Origin of the sequence: Actinophytocola sp. (assembly GCF_035634895.1) — a bacterium.
Lineage (GTDB): Bacteria > Actinomycetota > Actinomycetes > Mycobacteriales > Pseudonocardiaceae > Actinophytocola.
Genome location: NZ_DASQCC010000031.1, coordinates 55,329 through 76,266, shown reverse-complemented (window position 1 = coordinate 76,266; position 20,938 = coordinate 55,329). Strand labels below are relative to the sequence as shown.

The following is a 20,938-nucleotide window of genomic DNA, read 5'->3' as shown; positions in this document are numbered from 1 at the left end:
AATCTGAGTTATCCCGGCAAGTAGTGCCGGTGAGAGTGTGGTCAAGAAACGAAAGCCCATATTCGGCTCGTCGGCCCGCACGCTCCAAGCACAGTATTCAAAGCTAATCAATCGAGAGGTGCTTGTGAACTCGAAACTTCAGTCGAGAGTGGAGAAGGTCGGCGACGCGGTTGCTGCGGGCAACCTGACCCAGCTGGAATTCCTGGCGCTGAACAGCTCGCTCAACCTGGCCGACGGGCACGCCCGCCAGGAGCTCACCGCGGGCCAGGCCAAGATCATCGCCCGGTTACCCGACCTCTGGGCCGAGGCCCAGGAACGGACCGTGCACGAGATCGAGCGAGAGGCGCAGGAGTCGTACTTCCACCTGCTGGGCCAGCACTCCTACCCGGGCGGGGACGGCCGGGTGCTGAGCTGCTACTCGTCCTCCGTGGCCATGGAGATCTACGCGAGGGCACTGGCCACGACGACCGACGCGGTCGCGCTGGTGCACCCGACCTTCGACAACATCCCGGACATCCTCACCGGGGTCGGACTGCGCCTGGTTCCGCTGGAGGAGGACGTCCTGCACGGTGGCGACCTGCCCGTCGGCCTGCTCCAGTCGGTGGGCGCCGTCTTCGTCACCACCCCCAACAACCCGACCGGGCGGGTGCTGTCCGAGGAGGGCCTGCGCGGGCTGGCCGCGCAGTGCGCCGAGCACGGGGTCGTCCTGACGCTCGACACGTCGTTCCGCGGGTTCGACACCGACGCCCACTACGACCACTACGCGGTGCTCGAGGAGAGCGGGTGCCGGTGGGTGGTCATCGAGGACACCGGCAAGCTGTGGCCGACCCTCGAGCTCAAGGTCGGCTGGCTGGTCCGGTCGGCGAACGTGGGCCTGCCCATCGCGAAGGTGTACTCCGACATCCTGCTGGGTGTGTCGCCGCTCGTGCTGGCCATGGTGCGCGAGCTGGCCGAGGACGCGGCCGACGCCGGGCTCGCCGACCTGCACGACTACATCGCCGAGAACCGGGCGCTGCTGCGGACCGAGCTGGCCGGCCTGCCGGACATCCGGTTCGTCGACGAGGACACCCGGGTCAGCGTGGAGCGGGTGCACGTCGGCGACCGGTACGCGGCGGACGTCTGGGCGAGGATGTGCGAGCACAGCGTGTACGTGCTGCCCTGCCAGAAGTTCCACTGGGCCCGGCCGGCCGAGGGTGACCGCCTGCTGCGGATCGCCCTTTCCCGTTCCCCGGCCGCGATCGCCGCCGCCGCGCGGGTGTTGCGGTCGGTGCTGCTGGACACGTGATGGCGCTCGGCACGTCGGTGCCCGCCGGTACGGCCGGGAGCCCGCCGTCCCGCGACGAGCAGTGGACCCCGGGGATCGTGCAGTCGGTGTCCCCACCCGGGACGTTCGACCTCGGTCCCGGGTACCTCGAACCCGCGCTGCTGCCGGTCGGCCTCCTCGATGCGGCGTACCGGCAGGCGCTGACCGAGTTCGGCACGGCCGCCCTGAGCTACGGGGCCGACCAGGGGGCGCTGCCTCTGCGCGAGGCGCTCGCGGCCAGGGCGGGCGGGCGGTGCGGGCCAGGCAACGTACTGGTCACCGGCGGCATTTCGCAGGCGTTGCAGCTGGTCAGCACGTCGATGGCCGCGCCGGCGGACGTGGTGTTCGTCGACCGGACGAGCTACGACCTCGGGCGCCGGATCATCACCGACTGCGGGTTGCCGCTGCGGGAGGTGCCCGGCGACGCCGCCGGCATGGACCCCGCGGCGCTCGTGGCGGCCGTGGCGGCCGAACGCGCGGCGGGCAGGCGGCCCGCCTTCGTCTACCTCAACCCGACCTTCCACAACCCGACCGGGGCGGTGATGCCCGTACCCCGCCGGCGTGCCCTCGTCTCCGCCGCCGCCGAGGTGGGGTTGCTGATCGTCGAGGACGACGCCTACGCCGGGCTTGGGCTGGACCATGGCGAGCTCCCGGTCTCGTGCGCCGAGCTGGCCGGCTACCACGGCGTGATCCGGCTGTGCACCTTCGCCAAGACACTGGCCCCCGGGTTGCGGCTCGGCTGGTTGCTCGCCGATCCGTCGCTCGTCGGCAGGCTGGCCGGGCACGGGATGTTCGTCAGCGGCGGCTGCGTGAACCACCTTGCCTCGCTCGCCGCGACCGTACTGGTGCGCGACGGTTGCTACGACCGGCACCTCCGCTGGTTGCGTGGCCAGCTGCGGGCCAGGCGGGACGCGCTGGCGGTGCCACTGCGCCACCAGCTGGGCCACCGGGTCGACATCTCCTGCCCGCGAGGCGGGTTCTTCCTGTGGCTGCGGTTCCCGGACGGGGAGCGTGAACCGGACCTGCTCGCCGCGGCGCGGCAGGCCGGTGTCGTCGCGGCCGCGGGTTCCCGGTTCGGCACCGTCTCGCGGACCAGCCTGCGGCTCGCCTACAGCTTCAACTCACCGGCGCGGTTGACCGAGGCGGCGTCCCGGCTGGGCGCCGCATGGGAAACCACCGCACCCTCCAGTTAGGACAGAGGAATGTCGTCAGCCACCACCAACGATGTGCGGGGTCCGGGAGGCTTCAGCCTTCCGCTGTCCCCGTCCGGCGAAGCCGCGATGATCACGCCGCCGCCCTGGCACTTCTCCGGCGAGGTGGTCATGGTCGACTACCGCGTCGAACCCGACGCGGCGGCCCGGTTCCTCCCGCCGGAGCTCGACCTCGGTCCCGACCCCGGCGCCGCCGCGGCGGTGTTCGCTCAGTGGCAGTGGTGCTCGGACTCGGGTGCGGAGCTGACCGACCCGGCGCGATGCCAGTTCGCCGAGTTCCTGATCCTGCTTGGGTGCTCCTACGCCGGCCGGTCGCTGGCACGGTGTCCGTACGCCTGGGTCGACGGGGCGGTTCCCCTGGTCCGTGGCTGGATCCAGGGGATGCCCAAGCAGTTCGGCGCCGTGCACATGACCAGGGACATGCGCGTCGGTCGCGCGGGCGCGCAGCACAACCGCCGGGTCGACGGCACGCTTTCGGTGTACGGCAGGAGGGTCGCCGAGGCGTCCGTGCGACTCACCGGCGAGGTCGTCGAGCCGCCCCTGCTGCACACCGTGCCGCTCGTGCACACCAGGATGTTCCCCAGTTGGGTGCCCGACGAGGAGACGACCGCACAGCTGGTGACCTCAGTGGTCACCGGTGTGGAGTTCTCCGAGGTGAAAGCGGGGGACGCGGAACTGAGCATCTTCGCCGAGCCGGACTCGGACCTCGCCGGCCTGGCACCGGTCGAGATCGGTTCGGGATACGTGTTCTCCTATGCGGAGACGTTGTGCCATGGGCGGCTGCTCACCGAGACCGACGGTTCTCGGAATTCTGTGCGTGGGGAATGAGAGCGCACGGAACTGGCCGGTAGGAAGGTTTCCAGGAAACAGGTGCGCGGCCGCGGGACCGGGCAACAAGGTGTTTCCGCGGTGGGCGCCTGGTCCGACAGTGGGCGCCCGGCCGGCCGCAGTCAGGTGTTCTCCCCGCTCGTGTCGAGTGCGTCGATCGAGGCGAAGTGACCGGCGACCTTCCTGAGGATTCCGTTGGCCTCGCGGAGTTCCCGCACCTCGTTCTCCAGGTGGGTAATTCGTTGCCATGGCGAGACGAGGCGGATGTCCAGGGGCCGGAGCATCGGTTCAACCTGCCACATCGATTCGCCAGCATTACTGGTCGGCTTTCGCATGGCGGTCATTCCCTTCGAAAACATCGCTGGAGTACCTGGACAACTGTAGCCGAGTGCACACGCGCGGTCATCAACCTCAGGTAGCATTTTCCTCTACCCCCGTGGGCGGATATTTTCGGGCACTCGAAATAGCGCTCGTCGCGACCGGATGTCACAAAAGATGATCGGCGCTTTCCGCCGTGAACGAAAGTTCTCAGTGGGCAGGCCAGGCGCTGGACCGCAGGAACTGGGCCACGTGGAACGCCAGCTGGATCGACTGGCCGGCGTTGAGCCGGGGGTCGCAGGCGGTCTCGTAGCGGGTGCCGAGCTGGTTGTCGAGGACGTCCTCGACACCGCCGAGGCACTCGGTCACGTCGTCGCCCGTGAGCTCGAGGTGGATGCCCCCGGGGTAGGTCCCCTCGGCGCGGTGCACGCCGAAGAACATGGCGATCTCGGTGAGGATGTCGCTGAACCGCCGGGTCTTGTACCCGCTCCGGGACACGAACGTGTTGCCGTGCATGGGATCGCAGGCCCAGACGACCGAGTGTCCCGTCTCGTTGACCGCTCTGAGCAGTGGCGGCAGCAGGTCGGTCACGTTGGTCGCGCCGAGACGGGTGATCAGCACGAGCCGACCCGGCACGTGGTTCGGGTCGAGCCGGTCGCACAGCTGCCTGAGCTGTTCTGGCGTGGTGGACGGGCCGACCTTGAGCCCGATCGGGTTCGTGATGCCGGACAGCAGCTCCACGTGCGCGCCGTCGAGCTGACGGGTGCGGTCGCCGATCCAGACCATGTGGGCGCTGGTGTCGAACCAGGCACGCGACTTCTCGTCGTACCGGGTCAGCGCCTGCTCGTAGTGCGGCAGGAGGGCCTCGTGCGACGTGAACAGGTGCACCTGGTGCAGTGCCCGCAGCTCGTTCATGTCCACCCCGCAGGCGGCCATGAACCGCAGCGCACGGGTGATCTCGTCGGCGACCTTCTCGTAGTCCTGGCCGGGGCCGGTGCGCCGGACGAACTCCTGGTTCCAGGCGTGTGCCTGGTCGAGGTCGGCGGAGCCGCCCAGGGTCAGCGCCCGCAGCGCGTCCAGCGTCGCCGCCGAGTGGTGGTACGCCCGGAGCAGGCGGTTGACGTCGGGTCGGCGCGCCTCGGCGCGTGGCTCGGGGCTGTTGACGATGTCGCCACGGAACACCGGCAGTTCCACGCCGTCGACCACCTCGGTCGGCTGGCTGCGCGGCTTGCCGAACTGGCCGGCGATCCGGCCCACCTTCACCACCGGCAGACCCGCGCCGTACGTGAGCAGGATCGCCAGCTGCAGTATGACCTTGAGCTTGCCGCGCACGCCCTGCTCGGTGCACGAGCTGAACCGCTCCGCGCAGTCGCCCGCCTGCAACAGGAACGCCTCTCCCGCGGAGACCGCGGCGAGCGAGCGGTGCAGCTCTCGGATCTCGGCCGGCAGCACCAGCGGCGGCAGCAGTGCGATCTCCTCGGTGACCCGCTCGAGGGCGGCGGGATCCCAGGGCGGCTGCTGGGTGATCGGCAGCCCGCGCCAGGAGTCCGGCCGCCAGCCGGCGGGTGCCCGGTGCTCTGGCGGCGCGACCAGCGCGCCCGGTTCGGTCACCCGCATGCTCTCGACAACTCCTTCACCGGCGAGCGGCGCTCGTGGATCTCGTTGACGACGGCGCTGCCGGCCACGGCGGCGTTCGCGTGGCCACGGAGCATGGACGGCCAGACCTCACCCAGCGCGAGCTCGAGGGTCTCGGGCACGTGCCGCCCGCGCCGTTCGGCGGCCTCGATCAGCGTGGTGGGCATCCATGGTCTCCGTTCGGCGCCATCCCGCGTGAGTGCGGTGGCTGTCACGCGGTAAACGGTAAAGACCGGCGCCTCACCCGGCCATGAACTTCAGGGGCCGGCGAATTTCCCAGGTCGGCGCGGAAGAATCACGGCGGGGGACACGCCTGGCGGGAAACGAGAACCGCGCCGCGGACCCTCGGTGCATGGTCCGCGGCGCGGCGCGAGAGCAGCCTCCGACCCCCGTTCGGAAGCTGGTCACCCTTCGTCAGTCCCAGGGCGAGTCGTGGGCCGTCAGGTGGCCGCCCCGGTCCCATGGCGAGTCCGCCGACGCCACCCCCGGCGCCGAGGTCATGATCAGGGCGACCGCGACCGCCATCGCGACGGCCGTGAGTACGGTGAGCGAGATATTACGGATTGTCATCATTGTGTCTCCCCCTGGCGCTGTCGCGCAGGCACTGTTTGGCCTCTTCACCGCGTTTTCCACGGTGGAACCACTCAACCGGTCGTCGCAACCGTTTTCTTTCCCCTCCGCTGGCCGTCACTGCCAGTGAACTGGAAGCGGAAGGGAAGCGGAAGGGAAGCGCGGCGGAAGCCCACCACGACAACCTTGCGCCGAGAACTCACGACAGGAACCGGGTCGGCTCCTGTGCCCACGCCGACACGCCGTGTCACGGCGCGACGGTTGCCGACATCGCCGAGGACGAGAATTCTGGGGCGCGGGACAGTGACATCAACGGGGCGAGAACAACGACGGGGGATCCCGCGCATGACCGAGACCGGCCCGAACGGCGCGACCGATTCGGTGGCGGCCGCCGTCGTCGAACTCAGGGGCGTCACCAGGGAGTACGGGTCGAAACAGGCGCGGGTGTGCGCGCTCGCGGGGGTGGACGTCGCGTTCTCGCCCGGCACCTGGACCGCGGTGATGGGGCCCTCCGGGTCGGGGAAATCCACGCTGCTGCACTGCGCGGCCGGTCTGGAGCAGGTTTCCGGCGGCCAGGTCTTCCTGCTCGGCGAGGAAATCACCGACGCGTCGGACAACAAGCTCACCGAACTTCGCCGTCGCAGCATCGGGTTCGTGTTCCAGACGTTCAACCTGATCAACTCGCTCAGCGCCGAGCAGAACGTCGCGTTGCCACTCAAGCTCGCCGGCCGCACGGTCGCGAAGAAACAGGTGCGCGCGGCGCTGGCCGCGGTGGGACTGGCCGACCGGCTGCGGCACCGGCCCGCCGAGCTGTCCGGTGGGCAGCAGCAGCGGGTGGCGATCGCACGAGCCATGGTGACCAGGCCCGCGGTGCTGTTCGCCGACGAGCCGACCGGCGCGCTGGACTCCAAGTCGGCCCGCAACGTGATGACACTGCTGCGCGACCTCGTCTCCTCGGACAACCAGACGATCGTGATGGTCACGCACGACCCGGCCGCCGCGGCCAGCGCCGACTCGGTGCTGTACCTGTCCGACGGGCGGATCATCGACCAGGACTTCCGGCCGACCGTGCACGGCGTAGCCGACCGGCTCGCACGGTTGGAGCGCTAGCCATGTTCGAGTTCTCCCTGTACACGTTCCGGGAGCGTTGGCAGCTGTTCGTCGGCTCGATCCTCACGGTCGCGGTCGGCGTCGGGCTGATGCAGGCGTCGCTGCGGGTGCTCATCGCCGCGCAGGACCCGCCGGTGCCCGCGGGCGCGTCGGTGATCGAGGCCGCGCGGATCCGCGAGAGCTACGACGGCGCGACCACGCTGATGGGCATGACGATGCTGCTGTCGGCGTTCCTCGCGATCTTCGTGGTCAGCTCCACGTTCGCGTTCACCGTCGCCCAACGGCGCCGCGACCTCGCGCTGCTGCGCCTGGTCGGCGGCAGCAAGCGGCAGCTGCGCCGGTTGCTGCTGTCGGAGGCGTTGCTGCTGGGGGCGTGTGGCGCGGTGCTCGGTGTGCCGGTCGGCATGCTGGCCCTGCGGGTGCAGATCTGGTTGACCAAGGAGCTCGGCTTCCTGCCCCAGGACTTCACGGTGTCGCCGTCGGGGTGGGTGGTGCTCGCCACGGCCGCCGCCGGGGTGGTGATCGCGTTGCTCGGCGTGCGCGCGGCAGCCTGGCGGGCGGCGAAGGTGCGGCCGCTGGAGGCGTTGCGGGACACCGGCGCGGCGCGGCAGGTCATGACGCCGGCGCGCTGGGTCGTCGGGTTGCTGCTCGCTGGTGTCGCGGCCGGGCTGGTCGTGTTGGCGCAGGCGGTCGGCTCGGTGGCGGCGCTGGTGGTGGCGATGGGTTTCGCGATGATCGGCGCGGTCGCGCTGAGCCTGCTCAGCCCGCTGGTGGTGCCGTTGACGAGCCGGGTGTTCGGGTTCGTCCTGCGGTACTCGACGCTGGGCCGGATCGCCGAGGCGAACCTGCGTGAGGGCGTTCGCCGCAGCGCGTCGACCGCCGCGCCGTTGATCGTGCTGATCTCGTTGGTACTGGGCCTGTTCGGCGCACTCAGCTCACTCACCAAGGCCGCCGCGCAGGAGCAGCTCGACACGGTGAACGGCGACCTGATCGTGCGCTCCACCGGCGCCGAGGCAGGCCGGGTGTCCACTGTGGACGGCGTGGCGGTCGCGTCGCCGGAGATCGAGGTGCCGATGGCACTCACGATGACCGTCCTCAACGCGGACAGCGGAGAGCCGGAGGAGGAGAAGTACTACTCCGGGATCACCGCGATCGACCCAGCCGCGTACCAACGCACACACGACGTGTCGATGCTCGCCGGGTCGCTGGCCGACCTGTCCGGCGACACGATCGCCGCCACGCTGATCAGCGAGCACCGCGCGGAGATCGGCACGACGGCCAGCGCGGAGCTCGACGGGCGGACGCTGGCGCTGCGCCTGGTGGGCACGATGCCCGAGGGGCTGGCGTCCGGCGAGTCGTTCCTGGTGCCGCTCTCCGTCGTGCCGCCGGACGTGCTGGCCGGCGCCCCGGCCGAGACCGTGGTCGTGCTCGCCGACGGCGCCGACCCGGCCGCGGTGACGAAAACGTTGCGGGGAAAGGGTTTCGAGGTCAGCACGGTGGCCGACTGGGTCGCCAGCACGTCGGCGCGGCGGGAGCAGGACGACGTCGGGATCATGGTCGTGCTGATGGGTCTCGCCGGTCTCTACACGGCGCTGGCCGTGGTCAACTCGGTGGTCATCGCGTACGCCGCGCGCCGGCACGAGTTCGCCACCGCGCGGGTCACCGGGCTCAAGCGCGTGCAGGTCGTGCGCATGGCGCTGATCGAGTCCTGCGCGGTCACGTTCATCGGGTTGTTCCTCGGTGGGCTGGTCGTCGCCGGGACGCTGCTGGGCGTCGGCGCGGCCACCGGATCGGCGCTGGGCACACCGGTGGTGGCCGTGCCGTGGACGCTGGGGTCGATCCTCGCCGCCGGCGCGTTCGTCGTGACCAGTGTGACGAGCGTGCTCACCACGCTGTCGGCGACCCGTCCGCGACCGGTGACGCTGGTGGCCGCCCGGGAATGAGCCGACCGGGCTGTTTCACCGACACGTCAAGAACGTGGTGACGGCAGTTCTCTTCTGGCACGTTGAGGGACGGACGCGAATCGCGTCCGTCCCTCGATTCGTTGCTGGAGGAATAATGAGCACCAATCCCTTTGACGACGAGGACGGCCGTTTCCTGGTTCTGGTCAACGACGAGGAACAGTATTCGCTGTGGCCCGCGTTCGCGGAGGTTCCGGCGGGCTGGACGGTCGCGCTGGCGGAGACCGACCGGCAGTCGGCGGTGGACCACGTCAACGAGAACTGGACGGACATGCGGCCGAGAAGCCTGCGGGAAAGCATGGACAGCCCGGCCGGCGCCGCCTGAGGAGAGCTACGCGACGAAAAGCGTGCAATTTCGCCGGTCGGTCAAGTTGGTGGCGCCGGGGACCGCCTTCCGAAAAGCTGATGGCCTGGTTGCCGACACGAGACGGAATGAACAGATGAATCCGAACGAATTAACGTCCAGTTCGCGGACCGGCGTCATCGACATCTTCAACTCGACCATCGCCGCGGCCGCGGTCGGTGCGGCGTGGGAGGTCGGCGCGCTCGACGAGCTGCGCGAGCACGGCAAGCTCGACCCGGTCGAGTTCGCCAAGGGCGGCGACCTTCATCTGCCGTCGGTCAACGGGATGTTCGCCGCACTGGCCAGCGTGCGCATCGTCGAGCGGGAGGACGGCAAGGTCCTGGTCGGCCCGAACTTCGACGACGCGTGCCGGCACCGGTCGCTGTTCCACTGGCTGGTGCAGGGTTCCGGCGAGCTGTTCCGGCGGATGCCGTTCGTACTGCGCAACGAGAACCGGGTCGGTGACTTCTACCAGCGCGACGCGGCGGCGATCAGCTACGCCTGCCGGGAGATCAGCGAGCGGTACTTCGACCCGGCGTTCTGGACCGCGATGGACGGACTGACCCACGAGGTCAGGTCCGTCGCGGACCTCGGGTCGGGCAGCGGCGAGCGCCTCATCCAGATCCTGAACCGGCACCCCCACGCGCGTGGCGTCGGCATCGAGATCGCGCCGCCGGCCATCGCGATGGCGAACGACTCCGTCGCCGCCAAGGGTTTCGCGGACCGGATCACGTTCGTGCGAGGCGACGCCAGGAACATCGAGCCGCGGCCCGAGTTCCAGGACGTCGACCTGCTCACCTGTTTCATGATGGGCCACGACTTCTGGCCGAGGGACAACTGCGTGACGGCGCTGCGCAGGCTGCGCGCGGCGTTCCCCAACGTGCGCCGGTTCCTGCTCGGCGACGCGACCCGCACGGTCGGCCTGCGCGACGACGAGCTGCCGATCTTCACGCTCGGTTTCGAGGTCGGCCACGACCTGATGGGGGTCTACGTGCCGACGCTCGACGAGTGGCACGGCGTCTTCGAGGACGGCGGCTGGCGGCTGGTCGAGGCACACCGGATCGACAGCCTGACCGTGTCCGTGGTCTTCGAGCTCGAAGCCATCCCGCGGTAACTCACGGACAACGACGACATCAGTGAGGGTAGGACTCGACATGCTTGGCTCGGAACTGGCTCGCGACAACTCGCTGGGCGGCAGCCTCATCGGCAACGCCGACACCCGCATGATGGCCTACAGTCCGCTCGAGAGCGGCCAGCCGGTGACGGCGTGGATCGACGAGCACCGCGCCGCGCTGTTCGAGGACCTGCACGAGTACGGGGCCGTCCTGCTGCGTGGCGTCATCGACGGCCCCGAGTTACTCGACCAGGTGGCCCGGGCCGTCGGCGGCGACCTGCTGGAGTACACCGAGCGAACCACCCCGCGCAGCACGGTGAGCGGCAACGTCTACACCTCCACCGAGTACCCGGCGAACCAGACTATCCCGCAGCACAACGAGTCCGCCTATTCGCGGCACTCGCCGCGCTGGCTGTTCTTCGCCTGTGTCACGCCGTCGGAGACCGGCGGCGAGACGCCGCTGGCCGACAGCGCGGCGGTGCTGCGACGCCTGCCCGCCGACCTGGTCGCCCGGTTCCGGGAGCTCGGCGTGCTCTACACGCGCTCCTACCGGCCGGGGATGGGGCTGACGTGGCAGGAGGTGTTCCAGACCGACAGCAAGGCCGAGGTCGAGAAGTTCTGCGGCGACAACCTTCTTGAGCTGGAGTGGCTGGGCGACGACGAGTTGCGTACCCGCAGCCGCCGCCCGGCGATCGTGACCGACCCCGACACCGGCCGCGACGTGTGGTTCAACCAGGCGCACCTGTTCCACGTCACCAACCTGCCGAAGAAGGTCCGGGCCGCGATCGTCGAGATGTACGACGAGGCGGACTACCCGCGCCACGCCCTGTACGGAGACGGCTCGCCGATCGCCGACACGGACCTGGAGCTGATCAGGAAGGCCTACGAGGACACGATCTTCGCGAACCCCTGGGGACGCGGGGACCTGATGATCGTCAACAACCTCCTTGTCTCGCACGGACGCCGCCCCTACACCGGCGCGCGGCGTGTTCTCGTCGCGATGACCGGCGTCTTCGACTCCGTCTGAGCGCTCCGTCCGAACGCCACCGGCCGTGACATCTGGAACAGAGGAAGGACTCGCAGTGCGGTTCGAGCGACGGGGCGACGGAACGGACTCTCGGTTGCTGCTCGCGGAGTGGAACGACTCCGCGGCCGACTACCCCAGGGACAGCTGCCTCCACGAGTTGTTCCAGGAGCAGGTCCGGTGCGACCCGGACGCGCCCGCGGTGGTGCACGACGGCCTCCGGGTGTCCTATGCGGATCTGGACGCGCGGGCCAACCGGCTGGCGCGTTTCCTGGCCGGCAGGGGGGTCGGTGCCGACTCGCTCGTCGGCGTCTGCCTCGGCCGCGGCCTCGATGCGGTGGTGGCCGCGCTGGCCGTGCTGAAGGCGGGCGGCGCCTACGTGCCGCTCGACCCGAACTACCCGGCGGCCCGCCTGGCGGCCATGCTGGCGGACACCGGCACGCCGATCGTGTTGACACAGCGCCACTTCCTCGACCGGCTGCCCGCTGACACGACCGCGGACGTGGTGCTGCTCGACGAGCAGCGGGCCGGGATCGACGCGCTGACGTCGACCGCGCCGAGCGTCGTGGTCGACCCGGAGAACCTGGCGGTCGTCCTCTACACCTCCGGTTCCACCGGGGTGCCCAAGGGCGCGATGCTCACCCACCGCGGCCTGGTCCGCCTGGTGCGGCCGAGCGCGGTCGTCCGGTTCGACCGGGACGAGGTCGTCGGGCAGCTCGCGTCGGTGTCCTTCGACGCCGCGGCGTTCGAGATGTGGAACGCGCTGCTCGGCGGGTCCTGCCTGGCGATCTACCCGGCCGAGACCACCTCGCTGGACACGCTGGCCGACTTCCTGGCCGACAACCAGGTCACGACGATGGTGTTCACCACCGGGCTGTTCCACGCGGTGGTGGACCACCGCGTCGAGATGCTCGACGGCCTGCGCCAGATCGTCGTGGGCGGCGAAGTGCTGTCGCCGGGCCACTGCGCACGAGTGACCGACCGGGTGCCCGGGATCTCGATCGTCAACGTGTACGGGCCGACCGAGTGTTCGGCGGTCACCTGCCGCAGCACGTTCCAGCCGGCGCGCTCGGCCGGTCCGCTGCCGATCGGCCGGCTCATGCCGAACACCCGGCTGTACGTCCTCGACGGCGAGCTGAAGCCCGTGCCGATCGGCGAACCCGGCGAGGCGTACATCGGCGGCGACGGTCTGGGGCGTGGGTTCTGGGCCAGGCCGGAGCTGACGGCCGAGCGGTTCGTCGCCGACCCGTTCGGCCCACCGGGCTCGCGGCTCTACCGCACCGGTGACATGGTGCGGTGGCGTCCGGACGGCGACCTGGACTTCGTCGGCCGGGTCGACGACCAGGTCAAGATCCGCGGCTTCCGCATCGAGCTGGGCGAGGTCGAGCATGCCGTCGCGCAGCGGCCGGAGGTCGCGAAGGCCGCGGTCGTGGCCCGCGAGGACCAGCCGGGCGTCAAGCGCCTGGTCGCGTACGTCGTCGCGGCGGCGGGTTCGACGATCGACCCGCCCGCTCTGGCGCGGGACCTGACCGACGTCCTGCCGGGGCACATGGTGCCGTCGGTGATCGTGCCGCTGGACACGCTTCCGTTGACCCCCAACGGAAAGGTCGATCGGCGGGCGCTGCCGGCACCCGACCGGCGGTCGATGATCGCCACTCCGTACACCGCCCCGCGCACTCCGGCCGAGCGCGACCTCGCGGCGGTGTGGGCCGAGGTCACCGGGGTGACGCGGGTCGGCCGCGACGACGACTTCTTCGCCGACCTCGGCGGCCACTCCATCCTCGCGATGGCGATGATGTCCCGGGTACGCACGGTGTTCGGCACGGACCTGCCGGCGAAGGCGTTGTTCGAGCACCCGACCGTCGCCGGGCTGGCCACGCTCATCGCCGCGGGCGACGGTCGCGACGACGTGATTCCGTTGGTGTCCCGGGACAGTCCGGTGCCACTGGCGCCGTCGCAGCGCCGGCTGTGGGCCCTGCAGGAGCTGAGCGCCGACAGTGGTGAGTACAACACCGCCACCGGCCTGCGCCTGACCGGCGACCTGGACGTGACCGCGTTGCGCCTGGCGCTGAACCTGTTGGTGGCGCGGCACGAACCACTGCGCACCACGTTCCGGGACGGCGACGGCGCTCAGGTCGTGCACGCCGGCGGCGAGGCGCCACTCGACGTGGTCGACCTGTCCGGCCGGCGCGGTGCCGAACGGGAGCACGCGGTCGAGCGGGTGCTGCGGCAGGCCGCCGACCTGCCGTTCAACCTGTCGCGCGGCCCGCTGCTGCGGGCGTTGCTGGTGCGGCTGTCCGCGACCGAGCACGTGCTCGCGCTCAACCAGCGGCACATCGTGTCCGACGGATGGTCGGCCGGGGTGCTCGTCCGGGAGCTGTTCGCGTACTACGCCGACGAGCGGGTCTCGTTGCCGCCACTGCGAATCCAGTACGCCGACTTCGCGGTGTGGGAGCGTGCGCGGCTCGCCGGGCCGGTGGCCGAGGAGCAGCTCACCTACTGGCGGCACCGGCTCGACGGGGTCACCGCGCTGGAGCTGCCGACCGACAGGCCCCGCCCGGCGCTGCGAACCGCGGCAGGGGCCGCGCACCGGTTCGACCTGCCCGCCGACGTGGTGGCCGCGTTGGCGGAGCTGGGCGCACAGCACGGTTCGACCATGTTCATGACCCTGCTGGCCGGCGTCCAGGTCCTGCTCGCGCGCTACACCGGCCAGCGGGACGTCACGGTCGGCACGGTCAGCGCCGGCCGCGACCGCGCCGAACTCCAGGACCTGCTGGGGTTCTTCGTGCGGACACTGACCCTGCGGTCCACAGTGGACCCGACGCGTCCGTTCACCGACCACCTGGCCGGCACCAGAACCGCGGTCCTGGCGGCGTTCGCGCACGAGGACGTCCCCTTCGAGCGGGTCGTCGAGGCGGTGCGGCCGGACCGCGACCCGAGTCGCACCCCGCTGTTCGACGTCGTGGTCGCCATGCAGACCCCGTTCGCCGAGCCGCACGAGGTCGCCGGCCTGCGGGTCGAGGAGTACGACCTGCCGGTGACCGCCGTGCCGTTCGACCTGTTCGTGGAGTTCTGGCCACACGGCGCCACCGTCCGTACGGTCCTCAACTACCGCACCGACCTGTTCGACGCGGCGACCATCGAAGCGATGGCGGCGCACCTGTGCGTGCTGCTCACCGCCATCGCCGACCGGCCCCACCGACCACTCGCCACGCTGCCGATCCTGACCGCGGCCGAACACGATCTGCTTGCCCCGCCGGAGAGATCCCCGGCGGTGGCGGCGACGACGATCACCGGCGCGTTCGCCCGCCAGGTGCGGCGAACGCCGGCCGCGACCGCCGTGGTGTGCGGTGCGGAGTCGCTGAGCTACGCCGAACTCGACGAGCGGGCGACCCGGCTGGCCGGCCGGCTCGTCGCCGGGGGACTGCGGCCCGAGCAGCCGGTCGGGTTGCTGCTGGCCCGGTCGGCCGACCTGGTCGTGGCCGAGCTGGCGGTGCTCATGGCCGGTGGCGCCTACCTCCCGCTGGACCTGCGCGCCCCGGAGTCGCGCCTGCGTGCCGTCCTGGCCGAGGCCGGGCCGGCGCTGCTGATCACCGACCGTGCGGTGTCCGTCCACGATGGACCGACGATCGCGATGGACGAACCGGGCCCGGCCGGCGACCTCCCGCCGGTCGCGCCGGACCACCTCGCCTACGTGATGTACACGTCGGGCTCCACGGGCACACCCAAGGGCGTCGCGGTCCGCCACCGGGACGTGACCGCGCTGGCGTCGGACAGTCGCTTCGCCGGCGGCGCACACGACCGCGTCCTGCTGCACTCGCCGTCGGCGTTCGACGCCGCCACCTACGAGACCTGGGTGCCGCTGCTGAACGGCGGCCGGGTCGTCGTCGCCCCACCCGGGGACGTCGACGCCGCCGTGCTGCGGCGGATGATCGAGCGGAACGGAGTCACCGCGCTGTGGCTCACCGCCGGGCTCTTCCGGCTGCTCGCCGAGCACGACGCGGGCTGCTTCGCCGGGCTGCGCGAGATGTGGACCGGCGGTGACGTGGTGCCTGCCGCGTCGGTCCGCGACGTGCTGCGGGCGTGTCCCGGCCTGGTCGTCGTCGACGGCTACGGTCCGACGGAGACCACCACCTTCGCCACCGCGCACCGCATGTCGGCGGCCGGGATCGTGCCGGACGCGGTGCCCATCGGCCGGCCGCTGGACGGGAACCGGGTCTACGTGCTCGACGCGGCGTTGCGGCTGGTGCCGGTCGGGGTGCCCGGTGAGCTGTACATCGCCGGGGCCGGCCTGGCCCGCGGCTACGCCGGGCACCCCGGGTTGACGGCCGAACGGTTCGTCGCCGCCCCGTTCGGCCCGGCCGGGTCGCGGCTGTACCGCACGGGCGATCTGGTGCGGTGGAGGGCGAGTCCCGGCTCGGCCGGACCCGGCGAGCTGGAGTTCCTCGGGCGGACCGACGACCAGGTGAAGGTCCGCGGTTTCCGGGTCGAGCCCGCCGAGACCGAGGCCGCGCTGCGGCGGTGCGCCGGCGTGGACGAGGCGCTGGTGTGCGTCAAACCGGGCCCGAGTGGGCGCGGGCAGCTGGTCGGTTACCTGGTCGTGAACCAGGACGCCGACGTCACGGCAACCCGGTTGCGGGCCGAGCTGGAGCTGATGCTGCCCGAGTACATGGTGCCCGCCGCGTTCGTGCTGCTGGAGCGGCTTCCACTGACCCACAACGGAAAGGTCGACCGGCAGGCGCTGCCGCCGCCGACGGCCGCGGCGGCGACCGGCGCCGGGCACGTCGCGCCGCGCACGGAGGTGGAGCGCGCGCTGGCGGAGATCCTGGCCACGCAGCTCGGCCTGCCCGCGGTCGGCGTCGAGGACAACTTCTTCACCCTCGGCGGCGACTCGATCCTGGCGCTGCAGGTGGTGCACCAGGCCCGCCGGGAGGGCCTGTCGTTCAGTTCCGGCCACCTCTTCCGGTACCAGACCATCGCCGCGCTGGCACCCCACGTGGAGCGCTCCGCGACCGAGGAGGTCGAGCAGCGGCCGGCCGATGGCACGGTTCCGCTGACGCCGATCCAGCACTGGTTCTTCGACACCCACACCGTCGACCCCAGCCACTTCCACCAGACGGTGCGGGTGCGGCTGCCCGAGGATCTCGACGAGACCGCGCTGCGCTCGGCACTCGATGCGTTGCTGGTCCAGCACGACGCGCTGCGGATGCGTTACGAGGCCGTCGAAGGGCGGTGGCGCCAGTACGACGGCCCGGCGGCGCCGCGAGTCGAGCTGTCCACCGTGCACCACGGGCTCGGCGCCGGTCCGCGGTTCCACGCCGCCCGCGCCGCCGACGACCCCGCGGTCCTCGTGCTCACCGCACACCACCTCGTGGTCGACGGCGTGTCCTGGCGGGTCCTGCTCGACGACCTGGAGGTGGCGTACCGGCAGGCGGCCGGTGGCGAGACCATCGACCTCGGCCCGAGGACCACGTCGTTCCGAACCTGGGCGACGCGGTTGGGGGAGCACACCGCGGCCGGGGGTTTCGACGGGGAACTGGACTACTGGCACGCCCTGGCGGCGACGGACTTCCCGGCACTGCCGGTGGACGGGGCCGGACCGAACACCGCGGCCACGGCACGCGGTGTCACCGTGCGGCTGAGCCGGGAACGCACCGAGGAGCTCCTGCAGCGGGTGCCCGACGTGTACCGGACGCAGATCAACGACGTCCTGCTCAGCGCGCTCGCCATGGTGCTGTGCCCGTGGACCGGCGGCGACCGGGTCCTGGTCGACCTGGAGGGACACGGCCGCGAGGAGATCCTCGGCGGCGTCGACCTGTCCCGCACCGTCGGCTGGTTCACCTCGATGTACCCGGTCGCCCTGACCGCGGGCGGGGACTGGCGCGAGGTGATCTGCTCCGTCAAGGAGCACCTGCGTGCCGTGCCCAGCCGAGGTCTCGGCCATGGCGCGCTGCGGTACCTGACCGACGCCCGCGTTCCCGCGTCCACCGCGCAGATCAGCTTCAACTACCTCGGCCAGTTCGGTTCGGACGCCGCGGACCCCACGTCGTTCCGGCTCGAGGACCTCGGCCTCGACGAGTGCGCGGGACAGACCCGCCAGCACCTCATCGACGTCGTGGGCCAGGTGCGGGACGGCGTCATGGAGTTCCAGTGGATCCACTCCGAGGCGGTCCACGGGCACGACACCGTCCTCGCGCTCGCCGAGCGGTTCCTGGCCGCGATCGAGGAGCTGATCGAGCACTGCGCGCGGTCCGGCTCTGGCCGGCGGACCCCGTCCGACTTCCCGCTCGCGGCGCTCGACCAGGCGGCGGTCGACCTGGTCGCCGGCGACGGCCGCACCGTCGCGGACATCTACCCGCTGACCCCCATGCAGAGCGGGATGTTCTTCCACAGCCTGATGGACGAGCGTGGGCAGGCCTACCTCGAACAGGCCGCGATGGTGCTGGACGGCGTGCGTGACCCCGAAGCGCTCGCGGCCGCGTGGCAGCGGGTCGTCGACCGCACACCCGTGCTGCGTACCGCGCTGGTGTGGGAGGGCGTGCCGGACCCGGTCCAGGTCGTGCACACCGGCGTGCGACTCCCGGTCGCCCAGCTGGACTGGCGGGCGCTGGACGAGAGCACGCGGCGTCGCGAGAGCGAGCGGTACCTGCGTGCCGAGCTCGGCCGCGGGCTCGACCTGCGGGTCGCGCCGCTGCTGCGCCTGGCGATCGCGCGGGAGAGCGACACGCGGGTCCGGCTGCTGTGCATGTTCCATCACCTCGTGCTCGACGGCTGGAGCCTGACGCAGCTGCTGACCGAGGTGTTCGGCGAGTATGCCGGGACGGGCTACACCCCGCCGCCGCGGCGGCCGTACGCCGACTACGTCGAGTGGATGTCCACGCGGGACAGCGCGGCCGTCGAGGCGCACTGGCGGGCGCTGCTCGACGGGTTGGCGGCGCCGACGCCGCTGCCCGGCGACCGCCGCGCCGCGGCCCGCCAGGGCGGGTCGTCGTCGGCGTCGCTCTCCCTCGAGCTGCCGCCGGCTCTGTCCGAGCGGCTCTACGCCACGGCGAAGCGGCTGCGGGTCACGGTGAACACGTTGGTGCAGGGCGTGTGGGCGATCCTGTTGTCCCGCAACAGCGGCGAGCGCGACGTCTGTTTCGGCGCGACCGTCGCGGGCCGGCCCGCGGAGCTGGCCGGCGTCGAGTCGATGATCGGCCTGTTCATCAACACGCTGCCGGTGCGGGTCGCCGTCGACCCCGACGAGGACCTCGCGACCTGGCTGCGCGCGCTGCAGGCCGAGCAGTCGCGGTCGCGTGGGTTCGAGCACGTGTCACTGGCGCAGGTGCAGGGGTGGAGCCAGGTGCCCCGCGGCACCAACCTGTTCGACAGCATCGTGGTGTTCGAGAACTTCCCGGTCGACGAGGACGCGGCCGCCGTGCACGGCGTCGAGGTGCTCGACATCGACGCGGGCGGCGGCACGAACTACCCGCTGAACGTGATCGTCTACCAGCGTGACCGACTGTCGGTGCTGCTGAACCACGACCCGGAGCGGCTCGCCGCCGGCACGGTCGACCGGCTCGCCGGCCAACTGCGGGTGCTGCTGACCGCGGTGGCCGACGACGCGGACCGGCCGGTCGGCGAGCTGCCCGTGCTCAGCGACAGCGAGTACCGCACGGTGGTGCGGACGTGGAACGACACGGCCGGGCAGGACCCGGTCGAGCGGTGCGTGCACGAGGTGGTCGCCGACCACGCGCGCCTGCGACCGGACGCGCCCGCCGTCGTACACGGCACCGAAACGGTGACCTACGCCGAACTCGACGTCCGGGCGAACCAGCTCGCGCACCACCTCGTCGCGAGCGGTGTCGGTCGCGGCGTCCTGGCCGGCGTGGCCATGGCGCGCGGTATCGACCTCGTGGTCAGTGTGCTCGCGGTGCTGAAGGCGGGTGGCGCCTACCTGCCGCTCGACCCGGACTACCCGGCGGAGCGGCTGGGCATGATGCTGGCCGACGCCGAACCCGCGGTGGTGCTGACCCAGGACCACCTGCTCGACCGGCTGCCCGGCCACACCGCGACCGTCGTGTGCCCGGACCGGCTGGGTCCTGTGCTGGCCACCTGCCCCTCCGTCGCGCCGGAGGTCGCGGTGGGGCGGAGGGACCTCGCGTACGTCGTGTACACGTCCGGCTCGACCGGGCGGCCCAAGGGTGTCATGGTCGAACACGGTTCGCTGGCCAACACGATCGCCGCGGTGTGCCGTGCGTTCCCGATGCGGCCGGACAACCGGGTCCTGCAGTTCTGCTCGATGGGTTTCGACGCGGGCGTTCAGGACCTGTTCAGCACCCTCGTCACCGGCGCGACGCTGGTGGTGGCGCACCGCGAGGCACTCAGCGGCGCCGGTGCGCTCACCGAGCAACTGAGTGCCGACGGCATCACCAACCTGGCCGCACCGCCGGTCATCCTGTCCACGGTGGACCCGGAGCGGTGCGGGTCGCTGGCGACGGTGGCGACCGGCGGCAGCGTGCTCGCCCCCGAGGTGGCCAGGGTCTGGTCGCGGGGTCGGCGGCTGCTCAACAACTACGGGCCGAGCGAGGCCACGATCACCGCCACGGTCTTCCTGGTCGAGCCGGACGCGGAGTACGAGACCGTGCCGCTGGGCCGGCCGCTCACCGAGACCCGGCTCTACGTGTTGAACGACAGGCTGTCGGTGGTGCCGGTCGGTGTCACGGGTGAGCTGTACATCGGTGGTGCCGGGGTCGGTCGCGGCTACCACCGCCGCCCGGCGCTGAGCGCGGCCCGCTTCGTCGCCGACCCGTTCGCCGCCGGCGGGCGGCTGTACCGCACCGGCGACCTGGTGCGGTGGAACGAGAACGGGCTGATCGAGTTCGTCGGGCGGGCCGACGACCAGGTCAAGATCCGCGGTTTCCGGGTCGAGCCGGAGGAGGTTCGGGGCGTGCTGCTCGGCTGCGACCTGGTCACCCAGGCGGCGGTCGTCGCCCGCGACGACGGGCACGCCGGCAAGCGACTTGTCGCCTATGTGGTCACGGACGGGCAGACGTCGGTGAGCGCCCGGCTGCGCGAGCATGTCGCCGCGCGGCTGCCGGAGTACATGGTGCCCTCGGCGTTCGTGGTGCTGGACCGGCTTCCGTTCAGCCCCAACGGAAAGATCGACTCCGCCGCGCTGCCGGCACCCACCAGGCAGGACAGCACCGAGACCGCGTACGTCGCGCCACGCGATCCGACCGAGGAGGCGATGGCCCGGATCTGGTCGGCCGTGCTGGGCATCGAGCGGATCGGGATCGCCGACGAGTTCTTCGCGCTCGGCGGGGACTCGCTCACCAGCCTGCGGCTGACGTCGAGAGTGCGGCAGGCGTTCGGGGTGGACGTCACGCCCCGAGACCTCTTCGAGAAGCCGACCGTCGAAGGGCTCGCCGTTCTCGTCCAGGAACGGATCCTGGCGGAGATCGAGGCCATGCACGAAGGCATGACCTCGTGACGGGAACTCCTGAGTCGACACCACCCGCCGAATCCGAGTGGAAGAGAGC

Annotated in this window: 13 protein-coding genes; 9 read left to right on the top strand and 4 right to left on the bottom strand. The window is 71.2% G+C overall.

Annotated features, from left to right (window positions below):
* The first annotated feature begins 124 nt into the window (after positions 1-124).
* From mppP to mppR, 3 genes are read left to right on the top strand one after another with little or no spacing between them, the layout of a single operon-like run.
* Complete coding sequence (gene mppP / locus VET29_RS04965) at positions 125-1,285, top strand: enduracididine biosynthesis enzyme MppP (protein ID WP_324915186.1); 1,161 nt, start codon at positions 125-127, stop codon at positions 1,283-1,285.
* On the top strand, positions 1,285-2,496 hold the full coding sequence (locus VET29_RS04960; RefSeq protein ID WP_324915184.1) for an aminotransferase class I/II-fold pyridoxal phosphate-dependent enzyme: 1,212 nt from the start codon (positions 1,285-1,287) through the stop codon (positions 2,494-2,496). The genes mppP and VET29_RS04960 overlap by 1 nt, the downstream gene beginning before the upstream one ends.
* Before the next feature lie 9 nt (positions 2,497-2,505).
* Positions 2,506-3,342: an enduracididine biosynthesis enzyme MppR gene (gene mppR / locus VET29_RS04955; protein WP_324915182.1), complete on the top strand. Its 837-nt coding sequence runs from the start codon at positions 2,506-2,508 to the stop codon at positions 3,340-3,342.
* 122 nt (positions 3,343-3,464) lie between these two features.
* Here the strand turns inward: mppR and VET29_RS04950 are convergent, their stop codons facing one another.
* The 4 genes from VET29_RS04950 to VET29_RS04935 all read right to left on the bottom strand — a co-directional run bounded on the left by VET29_RS04950 (position 3,465) and on the right by VET29_RS04935 (position 5,868).
* Positions 3,465-3,626 (bottom strand): hypothetical protein, encoded by a 162-nt coding sequence (locus tag VET29_RS04950; protein ID WP_324915180.1) that lies wholly within the window; start codon positions 3,624-3,626, stop codon positions 3,465-3,467.
* A gap of 244 nt (positions 3,627-3,870) precedes the next feature.
* Positions 3,871-5,277: a class II 3-deoxy-7-phosphoheptulonate synthase gene (locus tag VET29_RS04945; RefSeq protein WP_324915177.1), complete on the bottom strand. Its 1,407-nt coding sequence runs from the start codon at positions 5,275-5,277 to the stop codon at positions 3,871-3,873.
* Positions 5,268-5,462: a hypothetical protein gene (locus tag VET29_RS04940; RefSeq protein ID WP_324915175.1), complete on the bottom strand. Its 195-nt coding sequence runs from the start codon at positions 5,460-5,462 to the stop codon at positions 5,268-5,270. Before VET29_RS04940 ends, VET29_RS04945 begins: the two co-directional genes overlap by 10 nt.
* 247 nt (positions 5,463-5,709) lie before the next feature.
* Entirely contained in the window at positions 5,710-5,868 is a 159-nt protein-coding gene (locus VET29_RS04935) for a hypothetical protein (RefSeq protein ID WP_324915173.1), read from the bottom strand.
* Between the two features lie 342 nt (positions 5,869-6,210).
* Here VET29_RS04935 and VET29_RS04930 point away from each other — a divergent pair, with 342 nt between their 5' ends.
* From VET29_RS04930 to VET29_RS04905, 6 genes are all read left to right on the top strand, one after another.
* Entirely contained in the window at positions 6,211-6,975 is a 765-nt protein-coding gene (locus VET29_RS04930; RefSeq protein WP_324915170.1) for an ABC transporter ATP-binding protein, read from the top strand.
* A 2-nt stretch (positions 6,976-6,977) separates the two neighbouring features.
* The gene (locus tag VET29_RS04925) at positions 6,978-8,918 is read left to right on the top strand and encodes an FtsX-like permease family protein (protein ID WP_324915168.1); all 1,941 of its coding nucleotides are present in this window, start codon (positions 6,978-6,980) and stop codon (positions 8,916-8,918) included.
* Between the two features lie 115 nt (positions 8,919-9,033).
* A complete protein-coding gene (locus VET29_RS04920) occupies positions 9,034-9,261 on the top strand; it encodes an MbtH family protein (RefSeq protein ID WP_324915166.1) in 228 nt (75 codons plus the stop codon).
* A gap of 115 nt (positions 9,262-9,376) precedes the next feature.
* Positions 9,377-10,393: a class I SAM-dependent methyltransferase gene (locus VET29_RS04915; RefSeq protein WP_324915163.1), complete on the top strand. Its 1,017-nt coding sequence runs from the start codon at positions 9,377-9,379 to the stop codon at positions 10,391-10,393.
* A gap of 40 nt (positions 10,394-10,433) precedes the next feature.
* On the top strand, positions 10,434-11,420 hold the full coding sequence (locus VET29_RS04910; protein WP_324915160.1) for a TauD/TfdA family dioxygenase: 987 nt from the start codon (positions 10,434-10,436) through the stop codon (positions 11,418-11,420).
* Positions 11,421-11,475: 55 nt separating this feature from the next.
* Complete coding sequence (locus VET29_RS04905) at positions 11,476-20,889, top strand: non-ribosomal peptide synthetase (RefSeq protein WP_324915158.1); 9,414 nt, start codon at positions 11,476-11,478, stop codon at positions 20,887-20,889.
* The last annotated feature ends 49 nt before the right edge of the window (positions 20,890-20,938 follow it).

Coding starts and splice junctions, on each gene's coding strand:
- VET29_RS04960 (WP_324915184.1), top strand. CDS start 1,285: ATGGCGCTCGGCACGTCGGTGCCCGCCGGTACGGCCGGGAGCCCGCCG.
- mppR (WP_324915182.1), top strand. CDS start 2,506: ATGTCGTCAGCCACCACCAACGATGTGCGGGGTCCGGGAGGCTTCAGC.
- VET29_RS04950 (WP_324915180.1), bottom strand. CDS start 3,626: ATGCTCCGGCCCCTGGACATCCGCCTCGTCTCGCCATGGCAACGAATT.
- VET29_RS04945 (WP_324915177.1), bottom strand. CDS start 5,277: ATGCGGGTGACCGAACCGGGCGCGCTGGTCGCGCCGCCAGAGCACCGG.
- VET29_RS04940 (WP_324915175.1), bottom strand. CDS start 5,462: ATGCCCACCACGCTGATCGAGGCCGCCGAACGGCGCGGGCGGCACGTG.
- VET29_RS04935 (WP_324915173.1), bottom strand. CDS start 5,868: ATGATGACAATCCGTAATATCTCGCTCACCGTACTCACGGCCGTCGCG.
- VET29_RS04930 (WP_324915170.1), top strand. CDS start 6,211: ATGACCGAGACCGGCCCGAACGGCGCGACCGATTCGGTGGCGGCCGCC.
- VET29_RS04925 (WP_324915168.1), top strand. CDS start 6,978: ATGTTCGAGTTCTCCCTGTACACGTTCCGGGAGCGTTGGCAGCTGTTC.
- VET29_RS04920 (WP_324915166.1), top strand. CDS start 9,034: ATGAGCACCAATCCCTTTGACGACGAGGACGGCCGTTTCCTGGTTCTG.
- VET29_RS04915 (WP_324915163.1), top strand. CDS start 9,377: ATGAATCCGAACGAATTAACGTCCAGTTCGCGGACCGGCGTCATCGAC.
- VET29_RS04910 (WP_324915160.1), top strand. CDS start 10,434: ATGCTTGGCTCGGAACTGGCTCGCGACAACTCGCTGGGCGGCAGCCTC.